Origin of the sequence: Octadecabacter dasysiphoniae (genome assembly GCF_021532615.1) — a bacterium.
GTDB classification, from domain to species: Bacteria; Pseudomonadota; Alphaproteobacteria; order Rhodobacterales; family Rhodobacteraceae; genus Octadecabacter; species Octadecabacter dasysiphoniae.
Genome location: NZ_JAKGAQ010000002.1, coordinates 583,545 through 601,142 on the forward strand (window position 1 = coordinate 583,545; position 17,598 = coordinate 601,142).

Consider the following 17,598-nt stretch of genomic DNA (forward strand, 5'->3'; position numbering starts at 1 on the left):
CGCGGGTCCAGTGATTTGGGTGCATTGCGGTGACGCGAGCGAGATCACAACGACCCTGTCGCTGGCCAACCGCCTGATCGAACACAGTGACGCTGCGGATGTCTTGGTAACGTGTGATGCCCCGCACCTTAGCGCATTCGAAACCTTGCCGAGCGACGTTATTTGCGTCGAAGTCCCATCGGACAGCCCAACGAAATGCCGTGCCTTTCTGGACAAATGGGGGCCGAGCTATCTGATCTGGAACGGTGGCGCCCTGCGACCCGCGTTGTTGCGACAAGTCGAACGATCTGGCATTGCCGCCACGCTTATCAACGCGCGGAATGCGGGCCTTATTCCCGGTGGATCACGTTGGTTACCACGGGCCACGCGCAGTGCTGTTTCCCCGTTCCACCGCATCCTGACAGCAGACGGTGCGACCGCCACGCGATTGATGCGCGGCGGGGTCGCGGCTGAACAGGTTGAGGCCACAGGCCCGATCCTCGAAGAACCCATCCCCCTTCCGCACGATCAATATGAACTGACAGTGATGGCCGAAGCCTTTGGCGCGCGACCAATGTGGCTTGCAGCCGACGTCGTGCAAAGCGAAGTCGTGCATATGGCAGCAGCACACATGGCGGCATCGCGCAAAAGCCACCGTTTGATTATGGTCTTGTCGCCGCGCGACATCGGCGATGGCCCCAAATCGGCGCAAGTTTTACGGGATGCGGGGTTCAGAGTAGGTGTACGATCCGAAGGCGATGATCCAGAACCGGAACACCAAGTATACGTCGCGGATCTGCCAGATGAATTGGGCCTGTGGTATCGCCTTGTGCCGCTGACTTTTATGGGTGGCACCATGAGCGGAGGCGGCGCATCGTCGCCTTTCGAACCGATCCTGCTCGGCTCTGCAGTGGTTCATGGCACCCGAAAATCGCCCCACCAGACACGGTTTGAACGACTGGCGAGCGTACAGGCCTGCCGCGAAATCCGATCTGCATCGGAACTTGGAATCGCCATCAGCGTCCTGATCTCACCTGAGCAGACGGCCCGTATGGCCCTCGCGGGGTGGGACGAAATCACACATAACGCCGAAACAATAAATCGATTGATAGAGACGGCGATGCACGGTGTAGCACGTCCGGAAGGCGCGCCATGAAGCCACCCCTGTTCTGGTACAAAAATCGCAGCCTGCCGGGGTTGATTCTGTCTCCTCTCGGGGCGTTGTACGCTGCTGCAACCGCACGCCGTGTGCGTCAAAAGCCAAGCCACACGGCGACCATTCCGGTGATCTGTATCGGCAATATCAATGCAGGCGGCACAGGAAAAACCCCGACTGCAATTGCTTTGGCCCAACGGCTGACCGACATGGGCCAAACACCGCATATTGTCAGCCGCGGATATGGCGGGTCCATCGTGGGGCCGATCAGGGTCGATCCTTCAACTCACGCTGCGGGAGACGTTGGAGATGAACCTTTGATGTTGTCTTCTTTCGCGCCGACTTGGGTATCCAAGGATCGCGCCACGGGGGTCAAAACGGCAGAGGCCGCAGGCGCGTCTGTGATTTTGATGGACGACGGATTTCAAAACCCGAGTGTTCACAAAGACCTGCAAATTGTTGTGGTTGACGCGATCAAGGGGTTCGGAAACGGGCTCACCATGCCCGCCGGCCCTTTGCGTGAACCGGTAAACGCTGGGTTGGCGCGGGCTGATGCTGTTCTTGCGATTGGCCCTGAATCTGCGCGCCAAGCCTTTACGCCAGACCTTCCCGATCATTGCGTGCGCTTGAACGGACAACTTGATGCTTTGGCGACGGGCATGCCGTGGGGCAATCTTCCTGTGCTCGCTTTCGCAGGCATCGGCCACCCTGAAAAATTCTTTGCAACGCTCAAATCATTGGGCGCGAATGTGGTGCGCAGCGAACCTTTGTCTGATCACCAACCATTCACCGATGCACTTCTAAAACGACTAGAGGCCGAGGCCAGTGCACAAGGGCTAAACCTCGTGACAACGGAAAAGGATGCCGTCCGCCTGCCGGATCATTTTCGCGCGAAAGTACTGGTTTTGCCGGTGCGCCTGTCTTTGAACGACTGGGCCCCGCTGGATGAAAAGATGGCGGCGCTGGGGATCACTCAGAAATAATGTCCTGATCCTGCCCCAATGTCGGGGCCGGTCTATCCAGCGCCAAATCCGCATCAGAAAACCGCATCGGTGGGCGCACTGACGGGGCACTTTCCAGATCAAGCCGTAATTGCCGCGCAATGACCTGCGGGTCCGCAAACACATCTTCAAACGTATTGATCGGGCCTGCGGGAACGCCACTGCCTTCGCAAGCCGCAAGAACATCTGACTTCGTCCATACCAGCATCCGTTCCGCCAGCAACGGCACCAGAATTTCACGATGTTCAAGGCGCGCAGGATTGGTCGCAAAGCGCGGATCAGTGCCCAAGGCATCTAACCCCAGCAGGGCACAAAATTTACGAAACTGGCTGTCATTGCCCACAGCGATAATCACATGCCCGTCTGCACAATCAAACACCTGATAGGGAACGATATTGGGATGGGCATTGCCAAGCCGCTGGGGGGACACGCCAGTCGCCAGAAAATTCATCGCTTGGTTCGCGGTCGTCGCAACGGCCACATCCAACAGTGCCAGATCAATATGTTGCCCCTGCCCCGTGGAATGACGCTGGTGCACCGCTGCAAGGATCGCGTTGCTTGCATAAAGGCCGGTAAAGATATCCGTAACAGCAACGCCCACCTTTTGCGGCTGCCCATCAGGATCACCCGTCACGGACATCAGCCCGGACATCCCTTGAATGATGTAATCGTATCCGGCGCGGTTGGCATAAGGACCATTCTGACCAAATCCGGTAATGGAACAATAGATCAGCCGCGGGTGTGTCTTTTTCAAAGTCGCATAATCCAGCCCGTATTTGGCCAAACCACCAACCTTGAAGTTTTCGATAACAACATCCGCATCGGACAAAAGCCGCAGCAACGCGGCCTTACCCTCGTCGGTACGGAAATCAATCACGACGGATTTCTTGCCACGATTACAGCCATGAAAATAGGCCGCAGATGCTTCGCCTTCATGTTCGATAAATGGCGGGCCCCAACGGCGCGTATCATCACCCTCGGGGGCCTCGACCTTGATAACCTCAGCGCCCATATCCGCCAAAAGCTGGCCAGCCCACGGACCCGCAAGAATGCGGGCCAGTTCAACAACCTTAAGACCCGCCAGCGGTGTCATCAGTTGGATTCAGCAAGCTTTTCGTCAAGCACGGCAGAAAAATCTGCGTAATTCATGTTCGAATATTTTTCACCATTAATGAAAAACGTCGGCGTACCCTGCACGTCATCCGCATCTGCATTTGAACGATACCACGCCATCAATTCTTGCGCCTGATCCGCGTCCGCCATGCACACGTCAAGTTCAGCGTCGCTTAGACCCGCGACTTTGCCAATGTTACGCAGTGCCGCAGAAATCGCCGCACCATCACCAGCCCGCGCCCAGCCTTGTTGGTTTTCATAAAGCAGGTTGGAAATACCGAAGAACCGCATTTCCCCACCGCAACGGGCAACCATGGATGCCCAAAGGCCCGGCTGGTCAAAATAGACTTCGCGGTAGGTGAACCCGATCAGACCAGTGTCGATATAGTTTTCCTTGATCTGCTGGTATTGATTGGCATGAAACGACGCACAGTGTGGGCACGTGTAGGACGCGTATTCCAACACCTGAACGGACGCATCTGGGTTGCCCTGAATCATTTCGACAACGTCAAAATTCGAGGCAGTTTCAGTGCTCGCGATTGTTGTTGTGGGGCCCGTGTCACGGTTCATAAACCACGCACCGCCTGCAACGGCGACGATTGCGACAACAGCAACGGAGGAAAGGACGGATTTATTCATGGATTACTCTTTCAAGTCTTTGAAGGACGTTTGCTTATGACATTTGCGCCCAAAGCCGCGAGGGCCGCGCGCAGGTCTTCATTTTCTACGGGCTTGGCGAGGGTTTCCGCTGCCGCCCGTGCTTCTGGTTTCGGGCCGCGTGGCGTTTTCACACCGTGATCAAAGGCCAGCTGACCTTCTGCGAAACCCGTTGCGGCTGTTTGTGTGATTCTGATCCGCGCGATGGCGTTATAGCCATAACAGGCATTTACCTTTTCGCGGATTTGTTCTTTTTGCATCTCGAGCATCGGCGCTTGTGCGCCAGACGTCAGCACCGTCAACGTCGCGCCAAACCCGCCTTTTGCGTACCCAACATCAACAGGATGCGCGATCTTGGCAGTTGCTTCACCCACGATTTCCGCCCAATGGGTCAGAACGCGCGACTGCGAAAATCCACGCGTCTCTGTGGCCCCCCGGATGCGTTTTTGCACCAGAGTCACAGCACGAGAGAATCCGCGCGTTTTTGATGTGGGACGTGGCTGTTTCATATTCACGCGCTACTCTAAACCCTATGGGCAGCAACGCCAGAGAAACCACTATCAAAGGGTCATAAACATTGCGTGACATAACCGCACCCCTACTGGATTGGTACGACGTCCATGCGCGCGAAATGCCGTGGCGTGTAATGCCCGACGATCGCAAGGCTGGTGTCATGCCCAACCCATACGCCGTTTGGCTGTCAGAGGTAATGTTGCAGCAAACCACTGTTGCCGCGGTTCGCCAATACCACCAGAAATTTACACGGATCTGGCCGACTGTGGCGGAATTAGCCGCAGCTGAGGATGCGGATGTAATGGCTGCTTGGGCGGGGCTTGGCTATTACGCCCGCGCGCGCAACTTGTTGAAATGCGCCCGCGCAGTCGTGGCAGACCACGGCGGAGCGTTCCCACAAACCTACGACGACCTGATCACATTGCCAGGCATCGGCCCCTACACGGCCGCCGCTATATCAGCGATTGCCTTTGATGAAGTTTCTACAGTTCTAGACGGCAACGTCGAACGTGTCATGGCACGGCTTTATGACGATCACACACCCTTGCCCGCCGCCAAACCCGTGCTGATGGATTATGCCCAGCGCCACACATCCAACGAACGCCCGGGCGACTACGCCCAAGCCGTGATGGATCTAGGTGCGACGATCTGCACCCCGAAATCCCCGGCCTGCGGGATTTGCCCGATTATGGTTGAATGCGCCGCCCGCGCCGCAGGCAGTCAAACTGAATTGCCAAAGAAGACTCCTAAGAAACCCAAACCAACGCGCCATGGCATTGCCTATATCGCACGGCGCGCTGACGGTGCTTGGCTGCTTGAGACGCGGCCAGACAAGGGGCTTCTCGGGGGGATGCTCGGCTGGCCGACGACAGAATGGGGCGACGCGCCTGACGAATACGAACCCATTTCGGCAGATTGGATCGAATCAGACACCGAAGCGCGTCATACATTTACGCACTTTAACCTCGTCTTAAGGGTGCAGACCGCATGGTTGCCCCAAGACGCATCGCCAAACCGTGGACAATTCATGCCTGAAGACACCTTTAGCCCCAGCGCGCTGCCAACAGTGATGCAGAAGGCCTACACATTGGCCGCTGCGACGCTACGGCCTGTTTGAGGGTCAGCTGCAAACCTCTATATTGCACCCAAACAGGAGCATCTGAATGACGTCCTTTCCCGTCGTATCCCCCGACAACATGGCCCGCGTCACACGCGCGGCCCCATTCTGGTTGTCGATCGGACTGATCCCCATCGCATGGATCGGCGCAGTGTTTGGTGGATGGACGGTCATATTGATGCCCATCGCGACCTGGTATTTGTTTTCGGCAATTGACGCGCTTGCAGGCAAATACAGTGGAAATGCCGATCTTGAGACGCCCGAAAAAGACCTGTTCTGGTATCGCGCAATCACTATTCTTTGGGCGCCTTTACAGTTCATCACGCTGTTTAGTGTGCTTTGGTACGTCACGGCGACAGACCACCTTGGCACATTGGAAAAGATCGTGCTGTTCTTCGGAATGGGCGTCGTGTCCGGCACTATTGGCATCACCTACGCGCACGAATTGGCCCACCAGAAACCTAAATTTGAACGCTGGTGCGGCGATATCCTGTTGGCGATGGTTCTATATTCGCATTTTCGCAGTGAACATCTGCTGGTGCATCACCGCTATGTTGGAACCCCCAAAGACCCCGTGACGGCGCGTTACAACGAAGGTTTCCATCGTTATTTTCCACGCGTTTTGCGCCAACAACCTGTATCGGCCTTTAATGCCGAAAAGGCGATGCTGGCCCGCAAAAAGCTCCCCTGGCATCACCGTTCCAATCCGTTCTGGCGCTACGCTATCTTGCAATTGGCGATGCTGGTCTTCGCAATCTGGATCGGCGGATGGGCGGGGCTTGGCCTGTTCTTGGTGCAGTCCTTCGTTGCGATGTGGCAGCTTGAACTTGTCAATTACGTCGAACACTACGGGCTAACGCGCAAGCACCTCGGCGATGGTAAATATGAACACGTCTTGCCGCGCCATTCGTGGAACGCATCGCAACTGGCATCCAATTGGTTGTTGATCAATTTGCAGCGCCATTCAGACCATCACTATAAACCCGACCGCCGTTTTCCATTGCTTCAAACTTACGACGAAGACACTGCGCCGCAACTGCCGTATGGCTATCCAATCATGACGATGGCTGCGATGATCCCACCGGTTTGGTTGCGGATCATGAACCCGCGGGTGCGGGCATGGCGAAAAAAATATTACCCCGAAATCGAAGACTGGCTGCCGTATAAACACGGCACCAATCCTATGCCGCGCTAGTGTGTGTTGCGGCGTTGGCCGCTCACCCATGCCCAGCTTGATTTGCACATATCGGCAAGGCTTCTCTTTGCCTCAAACCCCAATGTTGCCTTTGCCGCATCTGGCCGCGCGGTCAGAACGGCAACGTCGCCATCACGGCGCGGCGCAATCCGGTGCGGCAGGTTTTGCCCGCTCGCGTCAGAATACGCCTTCAGAACCTCAAGAACCGATGATCCCTGCCCCGTCCCGAGGTTAACCGTATGGCTTTCGCCTGTCTCAAGCAGCGCGTTGAGCGACAGCACGTGACCATCCGCAAGGTCTTCCACGTGGATATAATCGCGTACGCCCGTGCCATCAGGCGTATCATAATCGTCACCAAAAACGCCAAGTTCGGGCAATTCGCCAGTGGCGACCTTGGCGATGTAGGGCACCAGATTGTTCGGCGTGTCTTCGGGATCTTCCCCAATGATCGCGGATCGATGCGCCCCGACTGGGTTGAAGTACCGCAAAATTCCAACGGCCCAATTGTCAGGCAGTTGTTCCAAAATCTGCTCACCGGCGATTTTAGTAAATGCATAGGGTGACGTGTAGGTGCGTGGGTGGTCTTCCGGGATAGGCTGAACATTTGTGTCGCCATACACGGTCGCCGAGGATGAAAATACGATACGGCGCACGCCTGCGCCGTCCATAGCGGCGAGTAGATTCAGCAAACCACCGACATTTGTGTGCATGTAATCCAGCGGTTTCGCCACGCTTTCACCGACAGCTTTACGCGCGGCAAAATGGACAACGCCGTCAATCGTGTGGGTCGAAAACAGTTCATCCAACAGTGCGCGATCAAGAACGTCGCCCTCAAACACATGCACCTTGCCGCCGGAAATATCCCCGAGCCGGGCCGGTACATCTGTCTTGGCGTTGGAAAAATTATCAAGGATCACGACGTCATACCCGGCCTCAATCAAAGCCAGATACGTGTGCGATCCAATGTAACCCGCACCACCCGTCAGAAGAATTTTCGCCATACGATCCTCATACTCTACGTGCCCTTATGGCGCGGATCTTTTCGCGCGTCACGGGGGAACTCAAACAGAAAAAACCCCCGTCAGGTCTTGGGGACCGACGGGGGATAAGTGGTGCCACGGCTGGAGGGCCGCAGGCACAGGCGGTAAACTGGAAAAAATTAGATGGGTTTAGTTGGCCCGCATTTCCGAACGGATCTGCTGGCGCAAAAGATCAATAGGGACCTTTTTGCCGTCGCGGCGATAATGCCAATACGTCCAACCATTACAGCTGGGCGCGTTTTCGCAGGCGGCACCAACTTGGTGAATAGACCCTTTTGCGTCAGCGCCAATCAGGGATCCGTCTGCGCGTACCTTGGCCTTGTGGCGGCCATTGATCGACCACAGCTCTTCGCCGGGGCGCAGCATGCCGCGTTCAACGACCTGACCGAACGGCACACGTGGTTCCGCGCGTTTGGATTGGGTCACTTCGAGGGCATCCGCCTCAATCTTGCGAACATTCGCAAGCCGCTTTGCCGCAACAGCGCGATACTCTGCCTCACGCTCAATCCCGATGTAATCGCGGCCAAGCATCTTGGCGACCGCGCCCGTTGTGCCCGTTCCAAAGAAGGGGTCCAACACCACGTCACCAGGGTTGGTCGTGGCCAGCAATACGCGGTGCAGCAGGCTTTCGGGCTTTTGTGTCGGGTGGGCTTTGTCGCCGGCTTCGTTTTTCAAACGTTCGTGTCCTGTACAAATCGGGAGCACCCAATCGCTGCGCATCTGTGTGCCTTCGTTCAGCGATTTTAGGGCTTCGTAGTTAAAAGTGTATTTCGACTTCTCGGTTTTTCCGGCCCAGATCAGCGTTTCATGCGCGTTTGTCAGGCGTTTGCCGCGAAAGTTCGGCATCGGGTTGGACTTGCGCCAGACAACATCGTTGAGAATCCAGAACCCTTGGTTTTGCAGTTCAGCGCCCATGCGAAACACGTTGTGATAGCTGCCGATCACCCAGATCGCGCCATCCGGTTTCAGAATGCGGCGCGCAGCAGACAGCCAAGCCCGGGTAAATTCGTCGTAAATCTTAAAACTCTCGAACTGGTCCCAGTCATTATCGACAGCATCCACTTTGGAGTTGTCGGGGCGGTGCAGATCACCGCGCAACTGAAGATTATAGGGCGGATCCGCAAAGATCAGATCAACGCTGCCTTCTGGCAGGCTGTTCATGACGTCGATGCAATCACCATCGATAATGCTGTTTCGGGGCAATGCTGGCGCATCTTTCCCGGCTTTTTTCTTTGTCATATCTGCCTCTGTCCCGACTTTAACGCCTTGGCGGTTTGTCCGCTCGTTTGTTGGCCTCAATGTGAGTCAAAGGTGATTCGCAGTCAAAAGTTTTATTGAATCAAAGGGTTACGATTTATTCTTGTCACAACATATTGTGGACGGGTTTGAACGACCGTCTATGGTGTGGGGTTACCCCAAGATTTTGCAGCGCAGATATGTGGCTTTTGGACCCATATCCGGCGTTCGTGTCCCAGCCATAGCCCGGATACTGTTGCGCCAAATCACACATGATACGATCGCGACAGATTTTTGCCACAATTGAGGCCGCAGAAATCGACACAGAGCGCGCGTCGCCCTTGATGATCGTCGTCGCGGGAATGGCCAAGCCACGCGGGATCATATTTCCGTCAATCAATGCATGGCCCACTTTGCCCAATCCGGCGATGGCACGTTCCATGGCAAGATGACTGGCCCGCAGGATATTGATCTGGTCAATTTCTTCCACGGTGGCGTGGGCAATAGACACTTCGGCAGTTGCGAAAATCAATGGCTCCAACGCTTCGCGCTTTTTGGCAGACAATGCCTTGGAGTCGTTCAGCCCAGCGGGGATATTGGTGGGATCAAGAATAACAGCAGCGGCGGTTACAGGCCCAGCCAGTGGACCGCGGCCAACTTCGTCAACGCCCGCGATATGCAGGACACCGCGGACGGACAGATCGTGCTCGAAGGAATAATCAGGACCAGACATATCAAGGGTCAATCAGACCCAAGCGCGGCCCGCAAGCCTTACAGCCAGAATAACGAACCAGCGGCGGCCCGGCCACGTGCGTAGGCCTCAGCCACAGGATCTTTCTTGGCTTTTGCTTTCGGCGCTGGCTTTGGCGTTGCCTCACGTCGTTTGACGGACTTGGCAGACTGGAATTTGGGGGTCAGGCGATCTTGGATCATCGGGATATCCTTTGCTTCAATTCTCTTTGATTAAAAAATAGGGATACTTGGCGCAGGAACCACAGCCAGTTGCGCAACGCCGTTATGCAAAATTTGCAAGCAATATCAATTAACCATGACCAAACACAAAAAGAGGCAGGGGGCCATGTCCTCCCCCCTGCCTCTGATCAGGTCACCGCCACTGGAACAAACGCCCGGCGGTCACCCTATGTCCGCGCCAGCCTTATCGCTGGTTTGTGCGGAACCCTTGATCGCGTAAACACCGCACGCGAAAACCTTGACGGATACGTCCTTCCTGATTGCGAATCCGCACATGGCAGGCCTGCGGCAGGCGCTCTACGTGGGCGTAATTGTTACGAAGGCAGGCTTGGCCAAACATCCGCACCGTGTTGCCATTGCGGCGTGTCCGGTCGCGGATACAGCTGGCCGGCAAAACCCGCCAATCGCGCGTAGCGGCAGGGCGCGGCTGCCTTTGCGGCGTAGGCGCCACATCGTTATCACGGCTGTTGTGAATAACTGCGCCCAGAAACAGAAGCGTCAGAATACCTGCTATGGCATCGTCGCTGGACATGTCGGCAGACGCCGTTGTGGGTGTCAGGCTTGTGACAGTCAAAGATATGGCAAGAACGCCAGCGGTGAAGGTTTTCATGAACATCGTGTGATCCTTTCAGATGGAGCAAGGCATCAGCCCCGCTTGAGATGGGTCAACGATGGTCTCGGACGGCTCTGCCTCTCAATAACGACGAATTGTTATGGGTTGTCGGGCACGCAGTGGCGCATGGATATTGAATATCAATCGCCGCAACGTCATGGTCTGATCATGAAACGCATTATTCCTCTCACTCTCACGATTTTGGTTTTCGCGACAGGCGCACAGGCGGCCTGTTTTGCCGATTACAAAGCCAAGCGTGACGATCCCCTTCGGCTGCACTACGGTGTGGCGGAAATCATGGGCGCATGCAGTGTCGACGGCGCAACCGCCGAACTCACGCCGCGCCTTGCTGCCGATGATTGGCAGTTATTAAGTATCGAAGGTGTCTTTGACGATGCCGGACTTGAGGAGAGACAGGACAGTGCAGGAGACTACTACCTCCGCTATTGAAGCGCGCCAGACAGGCAACAGGATTGTCGTCGGTGGAATTGCAGCGATCGTGGTCATTCTTTTGACGGCGGCTGTTTTGCTGTTCCTGAACCTACCCGACGCCAATGCGTTCAACGCACGGGTTGAACAACTGTTCGTCGAAAACGCATCGCTGACAGGTCAGGCCGAAATCAAGCTGTTGGAAATCCTTGCGCAATCGGGAACCGCATTTTCCGCAACGCTGGACAGCTACCGCTTCGTGATTTTTGTGCTGTTGGTCTTCGCGACGGCCCTTTTGGTTGCAGCCGTCGCGTTCCTTGTGATGTTGATCGCCATGAACCGACGCATGGGGCAGATCGAACGCAAAGGGATTGAGGTCAATTCACTCCTTATCTCACGCGATCAGAACATGGTTTATCTCAACAACTTCGAATTCAAACTGACAGACGCCGCGATTGAAACGCTGTCCGTACTGGCAGAGGCCCGCATGGACGACGAAGTTTTGTCCGGCGCGGAAATCGAAGGCGTCATTTCAGGCCGTCCAAGCGTGGATTGCGAAGAAGCCGCCGGTGCCACCCGAATTAAGCGCCTGCGCGACACACTTGGCAATCAGATGATCTCGGAACTTCTGGTGCGCAACATCGCGCGCCGTGGCTATATGCTGGCAATCGACAAAGATGTGATCCGCATGGTCTGACCTCAAACGGGGAACGTCGCAGTCGCTTTCCCCGTAAAAGGTCAACCCTTCATACCCATCTATACATCATGAAACGACGTGAATTCCTCAGTTCCGCCGGAGCAGCGGCTGTCCTCCCAGTCTTGCCCCTGCCCGCGATAGCATCCCCCACGGCAGTCGCCTCAGCCAACGCCGCTCAGGTCGGTTGGGCGGCGTTATTCGCCCGCGTGAATGACCGTGCGACGCCTGCCCTTATCCAGAAATGGATGGGTGTGGGGCCAGAACAAGCAAATGCCCTCATGTCCGAACTGGTCAAACGCAACATCATTCACGCCCCCATCGCGGGCAGCGCAACATCTGTTCAACCGATGTATCCACGCGGCGGCGTCCCGGGCATTGCTAAATCGTCGGGCCAAATACTCCGTAAAGCACGCGATATGCTAGATACATTGGCCGATCTTGACGAACACGATGCCGCCCCCGAGGAGGACGTTGATGAAACGCCGTGAATTTTTAACGGGGATCGCAGCCACTGTCGGGGCAACGGCCCTGCCTTTGCCCACCCTCGCCAAGGCCGCCACGCACACCACCGCAAAGGTCCTGCCGTTCCACTACGGTTGGGCCTGCGTTTTTGCGCGAACAAACAACGGGATTACCGCAACAGACATCCAGCGTGTGTTCAATGTATCCCAAAGCGAAGCTTCCTCTCTAATGGATCGTATGCTCACCCGCGGTGTTCTTCGCCCTCCCGGCCTTGATGGCCGCAGTCACGCCACACGCACCTGGGAACCTCGGATTCAAAAGACGGCATCGCCTAACCTCAATAAATCCACCGAACACAATGCAAGATCGAAACGCGGCACACGGGCCATAGCAAAGTTCCGCCAGTTCATCGCGAATATGAAAACAGAACCTGATGTCACCCGCGCCGCTTAAGAGGTCAGAAAATACGGATCGACACGCCGCCAAAAATGCAAAAGATCTTGCCCGAACGCCGGTGCCTGACCCATCGCCTCGACTGCGAAGGCATCCGCAGACACAAGTGCAGCCATCTGATATCCAACCTGCGCCGTCGCAATAGCATCGGTTGAGTCCAAAATATCCTCAAACGTCGCTGCAGCCGATGTTATAGAAAATGCAATGGCCAAAGCTTTCTCGTTAGGCCACCGCTGCGCCATTTCCCGAACGAGTTTCCGAATTTTTCGATGATCCTCAGTCGCCAAACACGCAACCGCATACTCAATCATCAGGTCCAAGTTACCCTGACGCATTCCCCATCCTGTGCTTTCCCCCAAGGTCACCCTAACAGCCGCACAGAAAAATTACACCCCAACGGTAAATGGCGACCCCGGCAGGATTCGAACCTGCAACCTGCCCCTTAGGAGGGGGCTGCTCTATCCAGTTGAGCCACGGGGCCATGGCCCTTTATCTGACTTGCATTGCGGCATGCTGCAAGGCCTTGGACTTCCCTGCGCAGTGTCGCTAACATTTGGTCAAAATACCCCCACAGGATGGTGCCCGTGCAGACCCGATCAAAACGACCCCTCACCTTGCGCGATGTTTCGGAAGCCTCTGGCGTCAGTGAAATGACCGTCAGCCGCGTGTTGCGCAACAAAGGCGACGTCAGCGCCACAACCCGCGCAAAAGTCAAAGACGCCGCGCGCCGCCTTGGGTATGTCCCCAACAAAATTGCCGGTGCCTTGGCGTCACAACGGGTGAATCTGGTCGCTGTCATCATCCCAAGCCTTGGCAATATGGTCTTCCCAGAGGTCCTGTCCGGCATCAGCGAAGAACTCGAGGATACCGAATTACAGCCCGTTGTTGGCGTTACGGATTATCAGCCCGAAAAAGAAGAAAAAGTCCTGTTTGAAATGCTGTCGTGGCGTCCAAGCGGGGTCATTATCGCCGGGCTTGAACATTCAGACGCATCCCGCGCGATGTTAATGCAAGCGGGTATTCCCGTGGTTGAAATCATGGACACAGACGGGCAGCCCATCGACACGGCTGTCGGGATTTCGCACCGCCGCGCTGGCCGCATCATGGCCGAAGAGATTCTGGAAGCCGGATACAAACGCATCGGATTTATGGGTACGAAAATGCCACTTGATCACCGTGCGCGCAAACGCTTCGAAGGATTTACCCAGACACTTGCCAAAGGCGGGGTCGAAATTGCCGATCAGGAATTTTACTCCGGCGGATCAGCCCTTGCCAAAGGGCGCGAAATGACAGCTGCAATGCTTGAACGCACGCCTGACCTCGATTTTCTGTATTACTCCAACGATATGATCGGCGCAGGTGGTCTTCTTTATCTGCAAGAACAAGGCGTCGATATTCCCGGCAAGGTGGGCCTTGCGGGGTTCAACGGGGTGGAATTGCTGGACGGATTGCCGCGCCAGTTGGCCACAATGGATGCCTGCCGCCGCGAGATTGGCCAAACTGCGGCACGCATCATCGCCGCGCGAAATGCCGAAGGGGCGAGCAATGAGGGCCAAGTTGTCGAATTATCGCCCAAGCTGTCGCTCGGCGATACGCTGCGCAAAGTCTGAAAGATGTCCGCGTCTAACACCCTAAGCGGCAGTTGGACGGGCCGATATGATTACGACAACGTGGCCTTCGGCGTGCCTGTTTCATTTGATGCAGTCTTAACTGAAACGGGCAGCACGCTGCGTGGTGAAATCGTTGAACCCAATACATTTCGCACGGAAGAAACCGACACTCTGATTGCCGTTCTGGTAGGAACACGCAACGGATCCGCCGTGCGGTTTGTTAAGACCTACACAGATTTCGAAGAAAACGATCACCCGCACTACGACGGCCAAGTGAACGCAACAGCCACGCGCATTACAGGCCGTTGGCACTTTCCGGGGATGCCAGGGGTCAAAGGAACATTCCTCTTGGCGCGCACGGCACAGGCCGCCGCACGCAAAACCACGCGTGCCACCCGAGAAATGACATTCGGAGACAGTGATTAACTGGCAAAAGTGGTGAGCCCGTCCGGGTTCGAACCGGAGACCTACTGATTAAAAGTCAGTTGCTCTACCAACTGAGCTACAGGCCCACACCGCGCTCTACTAGAAACAGCCGCCGTAAGGGTCAACCCCTAAATCAGTACAACACTGGATTCATCTTGCGGGCTCACCTATATGGCGCGTCATGATACAAACCCTTTCTTCAGGCTTGCCGTTCATGAAAATGCACGGGCTGGGCAATGACTTCGTTGTAATTGACGAACGCGATGGCGTTGCGCGGGTTACCGACGACATCGTTATTGCGATCGCCGATCGCCATCGCGGTGTCGGGTTTGATCAACTGGCAGTGATGTCAAAGCACGGCAATGCCGATGTGCATCTGACATTTTACAACGCAGACGGCAGCACGGCAGGGGCTTGCGGCAATGCAACCCGCTGCATCGCGCGTCACATTATGGATGAAACGGGCAAGACCGACCTGACCCTAACGACAGAACGCGGGACGTTGTTTGCGCGCGATGCAGGCGACGGTCTGACCTCCGTGAACATGGGCCACCCGCAACTGGACTGGAAAGACATCCCATTGGCGCGCGACGTTGATGTCGACGCACTGCCAATTGACGGCGCGCCAGTTGCGACGGGCATGGGCAACCCGCACTGCACGTTCTTTGTAGATGATGCAGAAGCTGTCGATCTGCTCACGCTCGGCCCGAAGATCGAACATGATCCGCTGTATCCCGAACGCACAAATGTTCAGGTCGCCCACGTCGTTGCAAAGAATCACCTGCGGATGCGGGTCTGGGAACGTGGCGTTGGCCTCACGCTAGCATCTGGGTCATCTTCGTGCGCCACGGCTGTTGCCGCCCATCGCAAAGGGCTGACTGACCGCCAAGTGCGCATTGATCTGGACGGCGGCACAATTCACATCGACTGGCGCGACGACGGCATCTGGATGACAGGGCCAACAGCCCATGTCTTTGATGGTATCTGGCACCTATGAGCGCAGCGCCAAAATTCACAACACTCGGTTGTCGCCTGAACGCCTACGAAACCGAAGCGATGAAGGAACTCGCCAATGCGGCGGGTGTCCAAAACGCAGTCGTCGTCAACACCTGCGCCGTCACAGCTGAAGCCGTGCGCAAAGCCAAAAAAGAAATTCGCAAATTGCGGCGTGAAAACCCGGACGCTACGCTGATCGTAACGGGCTGCGCCGCGCAAACCGAACCCGAAACTTTCGTCGCCATGCCCGAAGTCAACAAAGTCATCGGCAACACCGAAAAGATGAACGCGGCCACATGGAACGGCATGGCGCCCGATTTAATTGGCCAGACCGAACCCGTGCAGGTGGATGACATCATGTCGGTCACCGAAACTGCGGGCCATTTGATCGATGGCTTTGGCACACGATCCCGCGCCTATGTGCAGGTCCAGAACGGTTGCGATCACCGCTGCACCTTTTGCATCATCCCCTACGGCCGTGGCAATTCACGCAGTGTTCCTGCGGGCGTTGTCGTCGAACAGATCAAACGACTTGTCGGCAAAGGATATAACGAAGTCGTCCTAACGGGTGTGGACCTCACGTCTTGGGGTGCGGACCTGCCCGCGAACCCCAAACTCGGCGATCTCGTCATGCGTATCCTGAAACTGGTGCCAGACCTGCCGCGCCTGCGGATCAGCTCCATCGATTCGATTGAGGTCGATGAAAACCTGATGCAGGCCATCGCCACTGAACCCCGCCTAATGCCCCACCTCCACCTGTCGCTTCAGCACGGTGACGACCTGATCCTCAAACGCATGAAACGCCGCCACCTGCGCGACGATGCCATCAAATTTTCCGAAGACGCCCGCAAACTGCGCCCGGATATGACGTTCGGCGCGGACATCATCGCAGGCTTCCCGACTGAGACCGAGGCGATGTTTGAAAACTCTCTCAAACTGGTCGATGATTGCGCTCTAACATGGCTGCACGTCTTCCCTTATTCCCCCCGCCAAGGCACTCCCGCCGCGCGAATGCCCGCCGTAAATGGCAAAGATATCAAAGCCCGCGCCGCCCGCCTGCGCGCCGCAGGGGATAAAGCAGTCGCGCAACACCTTACTGCACAAATCGGGCGAACCCATCACATCCTGATGGAAAACCCCCGCATGGGTCGCACCGAACAATTCACCGAAGTGACCTTCGACACAAACCAGCCCGAATCCCAAATCGTCACCGCACAGATCATTGGCCAATCCGGTGCACAGCTTATCGCTTCACCTGGCCCGTAAACTCCCGCCGGAGGCATCCATCATCACAACACCGATCCTCTATTCCTTCCGGCGCTGCCCCTACGCCATGCGCGCCCGCCTCGCGATCGCATCCTCAGGGCAAACCGTCGCTTTGCGCGAAATCCTGTTACGTGACAAACCCGCTGACATGTTGGACGCGTCGCCCAAAGGCACTGTGCCTGTATTGATCACCGATCGCGTTATCGAAGAATCCATCGATGTGATGCACTGGGCGCTTGAAAAATCCGATCCCGAAGGTTTGCGCGACCTTATGACAGATACGGCACATGCCTTGATCACAGAATGTGACGGCCCGTTCAAAGCCGCGCTCGACCTGACGAAATACGCCGTGCGTCACCCCGATACCGACCCCGCGCAAAGCCGTGCAACTGCCGCCGAATTTATCCAAAAGCTCGACACGCAGCTCAGCGGTAAACCTTGGCTACTGGGCGATCGGCCCAGCCTTGCAGACCTAGCGATCCTGCCATTCGTGCGACAATTCGCACATACGGATATTGGGTGGTGGGACGCACAAACCTTCAACCACGCGCAAAATTGGCTGGCCGCGTTCAAGGCCTCGGATCGCTTTGCAACCATCATGACAAAATACACCCCTTGGAAAACAGGGGATGACGTGATCCTGTTTCCCTAACCCAAAGGACACGCC

The 17,598-nt window shown here is 56.2% G+C and carries 22 protein-coding genes and 2 tRNA genes; 13 read left to right on the top strand and 11 right to left on the bottom strand.

Going from position 1 to position 17,598, the window contains the following annotated elements:
- Positions 1-10: 10 nt before the first annotated feature.
- Both L0664_RS09780 and lpxK read left to right on the top strand, forming a co-directional pair.
- Complete coding sequence (locus L0664_RS09780) at positions 11-1,135, top strand: 3-deoxy-D-manno-octulosonic acid transferase (RefSeq protein ID WP_235225619.1); 1,125 nt, start codon at positions 11-13, stop codon at positions 1,133-1,135.
- On the top strand, positions 1,132-2,118 hold the full coding sequence (lpxK, locus tag L0664_RS09785) for a tetraacyldisaccharide 4'-kinase (RefSeq protein ID WP_235225620.1): 987 nt from the start codon (positions 1,132-1,134) through the stop codon (positions 2,116-2,118). The genes L0664_RS09780 and lpxK overlap by 4 nt, the downstream gene beginning before the upstream one ends.
- On the opposite strand, the gene L0664_RS09790 is transcribed toward lpxK, so the two are convergent.
- From L0664_RS09790 to L0664_RS09800, 3 genes are read right to left on the bottom strand one after another with little or no spacing between them, the layout of a single operon-like run.
- Positions 2,105-3,229 carry a CaiB/BaiF CoA transferase family protein gene (locus L0664_RS09790; RefSeq protein WP_235225621.1) on the bottom strand — a complete coding sequence of 375 codons (1,125 nt, stop codon included), beginning with the start codon at positions 3,227-3,229 and terminating at the stop codon, positions 2,105-2,107. The genes lpxK and L0664_RS09790 overlap by 14 nt on opposite strands.
- Positions 3,229-3,888, bottom strand: a complete 660-nt coding sequence (locus tag L0664_RS09795) for a DsbA family protein (protein ID WP_235225622.1) — start codon at positions 3,886-3,888, stop codon at positions 3,229-3,231. The genes L0664_RS09790 and L0664_RS09795 overlap by 1 nt, the downstream gene beginning before the upstream one ends.
- Before the next feature lie 11 nt (positions 3,889-3,899).
- On the bottom strand, positions 3,900-4,415 hold the full coding sequence (locus L0664_RS09800) for a DUF721 domain-containing protein (protein ID WP_235225623.1): 516 nt from the start codon (positions 4,413-4,415) through the stop codon (positions 3,900-3,902).
- A gap of 68 nt (positions 4,416-4,483) precedes the next feature.
- Here L0664_RS09800 and mutY point away from each other — a divergent pair, with 68 nt between their 5' ends.
- Together mutY and L0664_RS09810 are read left to right on the top strand one after the other, a co-directional pair.
- The gene (mutY, locus tag L0664_RS09805; protein WP_268821627.1) at positions 4,484-5,536 is read left to right on the top strand and encodes an A/G-specific adenine glycosylase; all 1,053 of its coding nucleotides are present in this window, start codon (positions 4,484-4,486) and stop codon (positions 5,534-5,536) included.
- 46 nt (positions 5,537-5,582) lie between these two features.
- On the top strand, positions 5,583-6,731 hold the full coding sequence (locus tag L0664_RS09810) for an alkane 1-monooxygenase (RefSeq protein ID WP_235225624.1): 1,149 nt from the start codon (positions 5,583-5,585) through the stop codon (positions 6,729-6,731).
- Here L0664_RS09810 and galE read toward each other — a convergent pair.
- The 5 genes from galE to L0664_RS09835 all read right to left on the bottom strand — a co-directional run bounded on the left by galE (position 6,728) and on the right by L0664_RS09835 (position 10,595).
- Complete coding sequence (gene galE, locus L0664_RS09815) at positions 6,728-7,732, bottom strand: UDP-glucose 4-epimerase GalE (protein WP_235225625.1); 1,005 nt, start codon at positions 7,730-7,732, stop codon at positions 6,728-6,730. The two genes, L0664_RS09810 and galE, sit on opposite strands and share 4 nt — an antisense overlap.
- Before the next feature lie 168 nt (positions 7,733-7,900).
- Complete coding sequence (locus L0664_RS09820; protein ID WP_235225626.1) at positions 7,901-9,010, bottom strand: site-specific DNA-methyltransferase; 1,110 nt, start codon at positions 9,008-9,010, stop codon at positions 7,901-7,903.
- 124 nt (positions 9,011-9,134) lie between these two features.
- A complete protein-coding gene (locus tag L0664_RS09825; protein WP_235225627.1) occupies positions 9,135-9,740 on the bottom strand; it encodes a ribonuclease HII in 606 nt (201 codons plus the stop codon).
- A 38-nt stretch (positions 9,741-9,778) separates the two neighbouring features.
- Positions 9,779-9,940: a hypothetical protein gene (locus L0664_RS09830; protein WP_235225628.1), complete on the bottom strand. Its 162-nt coding sequence runs from the start codon at positions 9,938-9,940 to the stop codon at positions 9,779-9,781.
- 223 nt (positions 9,941-10,163) lie between these two features.
- Positions 10,164-10,595 (bottom strand): hypothetical protein, encoded by a 432-nt coding sequence (locus L0664_RS09835; RefSeq protein WP_235225629.1) that lies wholly within the window; start codon positions 10,593-10,595, stop codon positions 10,164-10,166.
- A 165-nt stretch (positions 10,596-10,760) separates the two neighbouring features.
- Between L0664_RS09835 and L0664_RS09840 the strand changes: the two genes are divergently transcribed.
- From L0664_RS09840 to L0664_RS09855, 4 genes are all read left to right on the top strand, one after another.
- On the top strand, positions 10,761-11,042 hold the full coding sequence (locus L0664_RS09840; protein WP_235226173.1) for a hypothetical protein: 282 nt from the start codon (positions 10,761-10,763) through the stop codon (positions 11,040-11,042).
- Positions 11,014-11,718, top strand: a complete 705-nt coding sequence (locus L0664_RS09845) for a winged helix-turn-helix domain-containing protein (RefSeq protein WP_235225630.1) — start codon at positions 11,014-11,016, stop codon at positions 11,716-11,718. The genes L0664_RS09840 and L0664_RS09845 overlap by 29 nt, the downstream gene beginning before the upstream one ends.
- Positions 11,719-11,786: 68 nt before the next feature.
- Positions 11,787-12,206: a hypothetical protein gene (locus tag L0664_RS09850; RefSeq protein ID WP_235225631.1), complete on the top strand. Its 420-nt coding sequence runs from the start codon at positions 11,787-11,789 to the stop codon at positions 12,204-12,206.
- Positions 12,193-12,633 carry a MarR family transcriptional regulator gene (locus tag L0664_RS09855; RefSeq protein WP_235225632.1) on the top strand — a complete coding sequence of 147 codons (441 nt, stop codon included), beginning with the start codon at positions 12,193-12,195 and terminating at the stop codon, positions 12,631-12,633. The genes L0664_RS09850 and L0664_RS09855 overlap by 14 nt, the downstream gene beginning before the upstream one ends.
- Here L0664_RS09855 and L0664_RS09860 read toward each other — a convergent pair.
- Both L0664_RS09860 and L0664_RS09865 read right to left on the bottom strand, forming a co-directional pair.
- A complete protein-coding gene (locus L0664_RS09860; protein ID WP_235225633.1) occupies positions 12,630-12,968 on the bottom strand; it encodes a hypothetical protein in 339 nt (112 codons plus the stop codon). The two genes, L0664_RS09855 and L0664_RS09860, sit on opposite strands and share 4 nt — an antisense overlap.
- A 69-nt stretch (positions 12,969-13,037) precedes the next feature.
- Positions 13,038-13,114, bottom strand: a tRNA-Arg gene (locus L0664_RS09865).
- Positions 13,115-13,217: 103 nt separating this feature from the next.
- Here L0664_RS09865 and L0664_RS09870 point away from each other — a divergent pair.
- Together L0664_RS09870 and L0664_RS09875 are read left to right on the top strand one after the other, a co-directional pair.
- Positions 13,218-14,243 (top strand): LacI family DNA-binding transcriptional regulator, encoded by a 1,026-nt coding sequence (locus L0664_RS09870; RefSeq protein WP_336247103.1) that lies wholly within the window; start codon positions 13,218-13,220, stop codon positions 14,241-14,243.
- 3 nt (positions 14,244-14,246) lie between these two features.
- Positions 14,247-14,669 (top strand): hypothetical protein, encoded by a 423-nt coding sequence (locus tag L0664_RS09875; RefSeq protein ID WP_235225635.1) that lies wholly within the window; start codon positions 14,247-14,249, stop codon positions 14,667-14,669.
- Positions 14,670-14,679: 10 nt separating this feature from the next.
- Here L0664_RS09875 and L0664_RS09880 read toward each other — a convergent pair.
- Positions 14,680-14,755, bottom strand: a tRNA-Lys gene (locus tag L0664_RS09880).
- Between the two features lie 95 nt (positions 14,756-14,850).
- On the opposite strand from L0664_RS09880, the gene dapF reads away from it, so the two are divergent.
- Genes dapF through L0664_RS09895 form a run of 3 tightly spaced genes read left to right on the top strand, consistent with a single transcriptional unit; the run spans position 14,851 to position 17,583 of the window.
- Positions 14,851-15,666: a diaminopimelate epimerase gene (gene dapF / locus L0664_RS09885; protein WP_235225636.1), complete on the top strand. Its 816-nt coding sequence runs from the start codon at positions 14,851-14,853 to the stop codon at positions 15,664-15,666.
- Positions 15,663-16,931: a tRNA (N(6)-L-threonylcarbamoyladenosine(37)-C(2))-methylthiotransferase MtaB gene (gene mtaB, locus L0664_RS09890; protein WP_235225637.1), complete on the top strand. Its 1,269-nt coding sequence runs from the start codon at positions 15,663-15,665 to the stop codon at positions 16,929-16,931. Before dapF ends, mtaB begins: the two co-directional genes overlap by 4 nt.
- Positions 16,900-17,583 carry a glutathione S-transferase gene (locus L0664_RS09895; RefSeq protein ID WP_418888023.1) on the top strand — a complete coding sequence of 228 codons (684 nt, stop codon included), beginning with the start codon at positions 16,900-16,902 and terminating at the stop codon, positions 17,581-17,583. The genes mtaB and L0664_RS09895 overlap by 32 nt, the downstream gene beginning before the upstream one ends.
- Positions 17,584-17,598 lie beyond the last annotated feature (15 nt).

Bases quoted from the DNA above. Each gene is read 5' to 3' on its own strand.
- mtaB (WP_235225637.1), top strand. From the start codon at position 15,663: ATGAGCGCAGCGCCAAAATTCACAACACTCGGTTGTCGCCTGAACGCC.
- L0664_RS09850 (WP_235225631.1), top strand. From the start codon at position 11,787: ATGAAACGACGTGAATTCCTCAGTTCCGCCGGAGCAGCGGCTGTCCTC.
- L0664_RS09825 (WP_235225627.1), bottom strand. From the start codon at position 9,740: ATGTCTGGTCCTGATTATTCCTTCGAGCACGATCTGTCCGTCCGCGGT.
- lpxK (WP_235225620.1), top strand. From the start codon at position 1,132: ATGAAGCCACCCCTGTTCTGGTACAAAAATCGCAGCCTGCCGGGGTTG.
- galE (WP_235225625.1), bottom strand. From the start codon at position 7,732: ATGGCGAAAATTCTTCTGACGGGTGGTGCGGGTTACATTGGATCGCAC.
- L0664_RS09855 (WP_235225632.1), top strand. From the start codon at position 12,193: ATGAAACGCCGTGAATTTTTAACGGGGATCGCAGCCACTGTCGGGGCA.
- L0664_RS09860 (WP_235225633.1), bottom strand. From the start codon at position 12,968: ATGCGTCAGGGTAACTTGGACCTGATGATTGAGTATGCGGTTGCGTGT.
- L0664_RS09800 (WP_235225623.1), bottom strand. From the start codon at position 4,415: ATGAAACAGCCACGTCCCACATCAAAAACGCGCGGATTCTCTCGTGCT.
- L0664_RS09835 (WP_235225629.1), bottom strand. From the start codon at position 10,595: ATGTTCATGAAAACCTTCACCGCTGGCGTTCTTGCCATATCTTTGACT.
- L0664_RS09830 (WP_235225628.1), bottom strand. From the start codon at position 9,940: ATGATCCAAGATCGCCTGACCCCCAAATTCCAGTCTGCCAAGTCCGTC.
- L0664_RS09790 (WP_235225621.1), bottom strand. From the start codon at position 3,229: ATGACACCGCTGGCGGGTCTTAAGGTTGTTGAACTGGCCCGCATTCTT.
- L0664_RS09840 (WP_235226173.1), top strand. From the start codon at position 10,761: ATGAAACGCATTATTCCTCTCACTCTCACGATTTTGGTTTTCGCGACA.
- L0664_RS09810 (WP_235225624.1), top strand. From the start codon at position 5,583: ATGACGTCCTTTCCCGTCGTATCCCCCGACAACATGGCCCGCGTCACA.
- L0664_RS09820 (WP_235225626.1), bottom strand. From the start codon at position 9,010: ATGACAAAGAAAAAAGCCGGGAAAGATGCGCCAGCATTGCCCCGAAAC.
- L0664_RS09795 (WP_235225622.1), bottom strand. From the start codon at position 3,888: ATGAATAAATCCGTCCTTTCCTCCGTTGCTGTTGTCGCAATCGTCGCC.
- dapF (WP_235225636.1), top strand. From the start codon at position 14,851: ATGATACAAACCCTTTCTTCAGGCTTGCCGTTCATGAAAATGCACGGG.
- L0664_RS09875 (WP_235225635.1), top strand. From the start codon at position 14,247: ATGTCCGCGTCTAACACCCTAAGCGGCAGTTGGACGGGCCGATATGAT.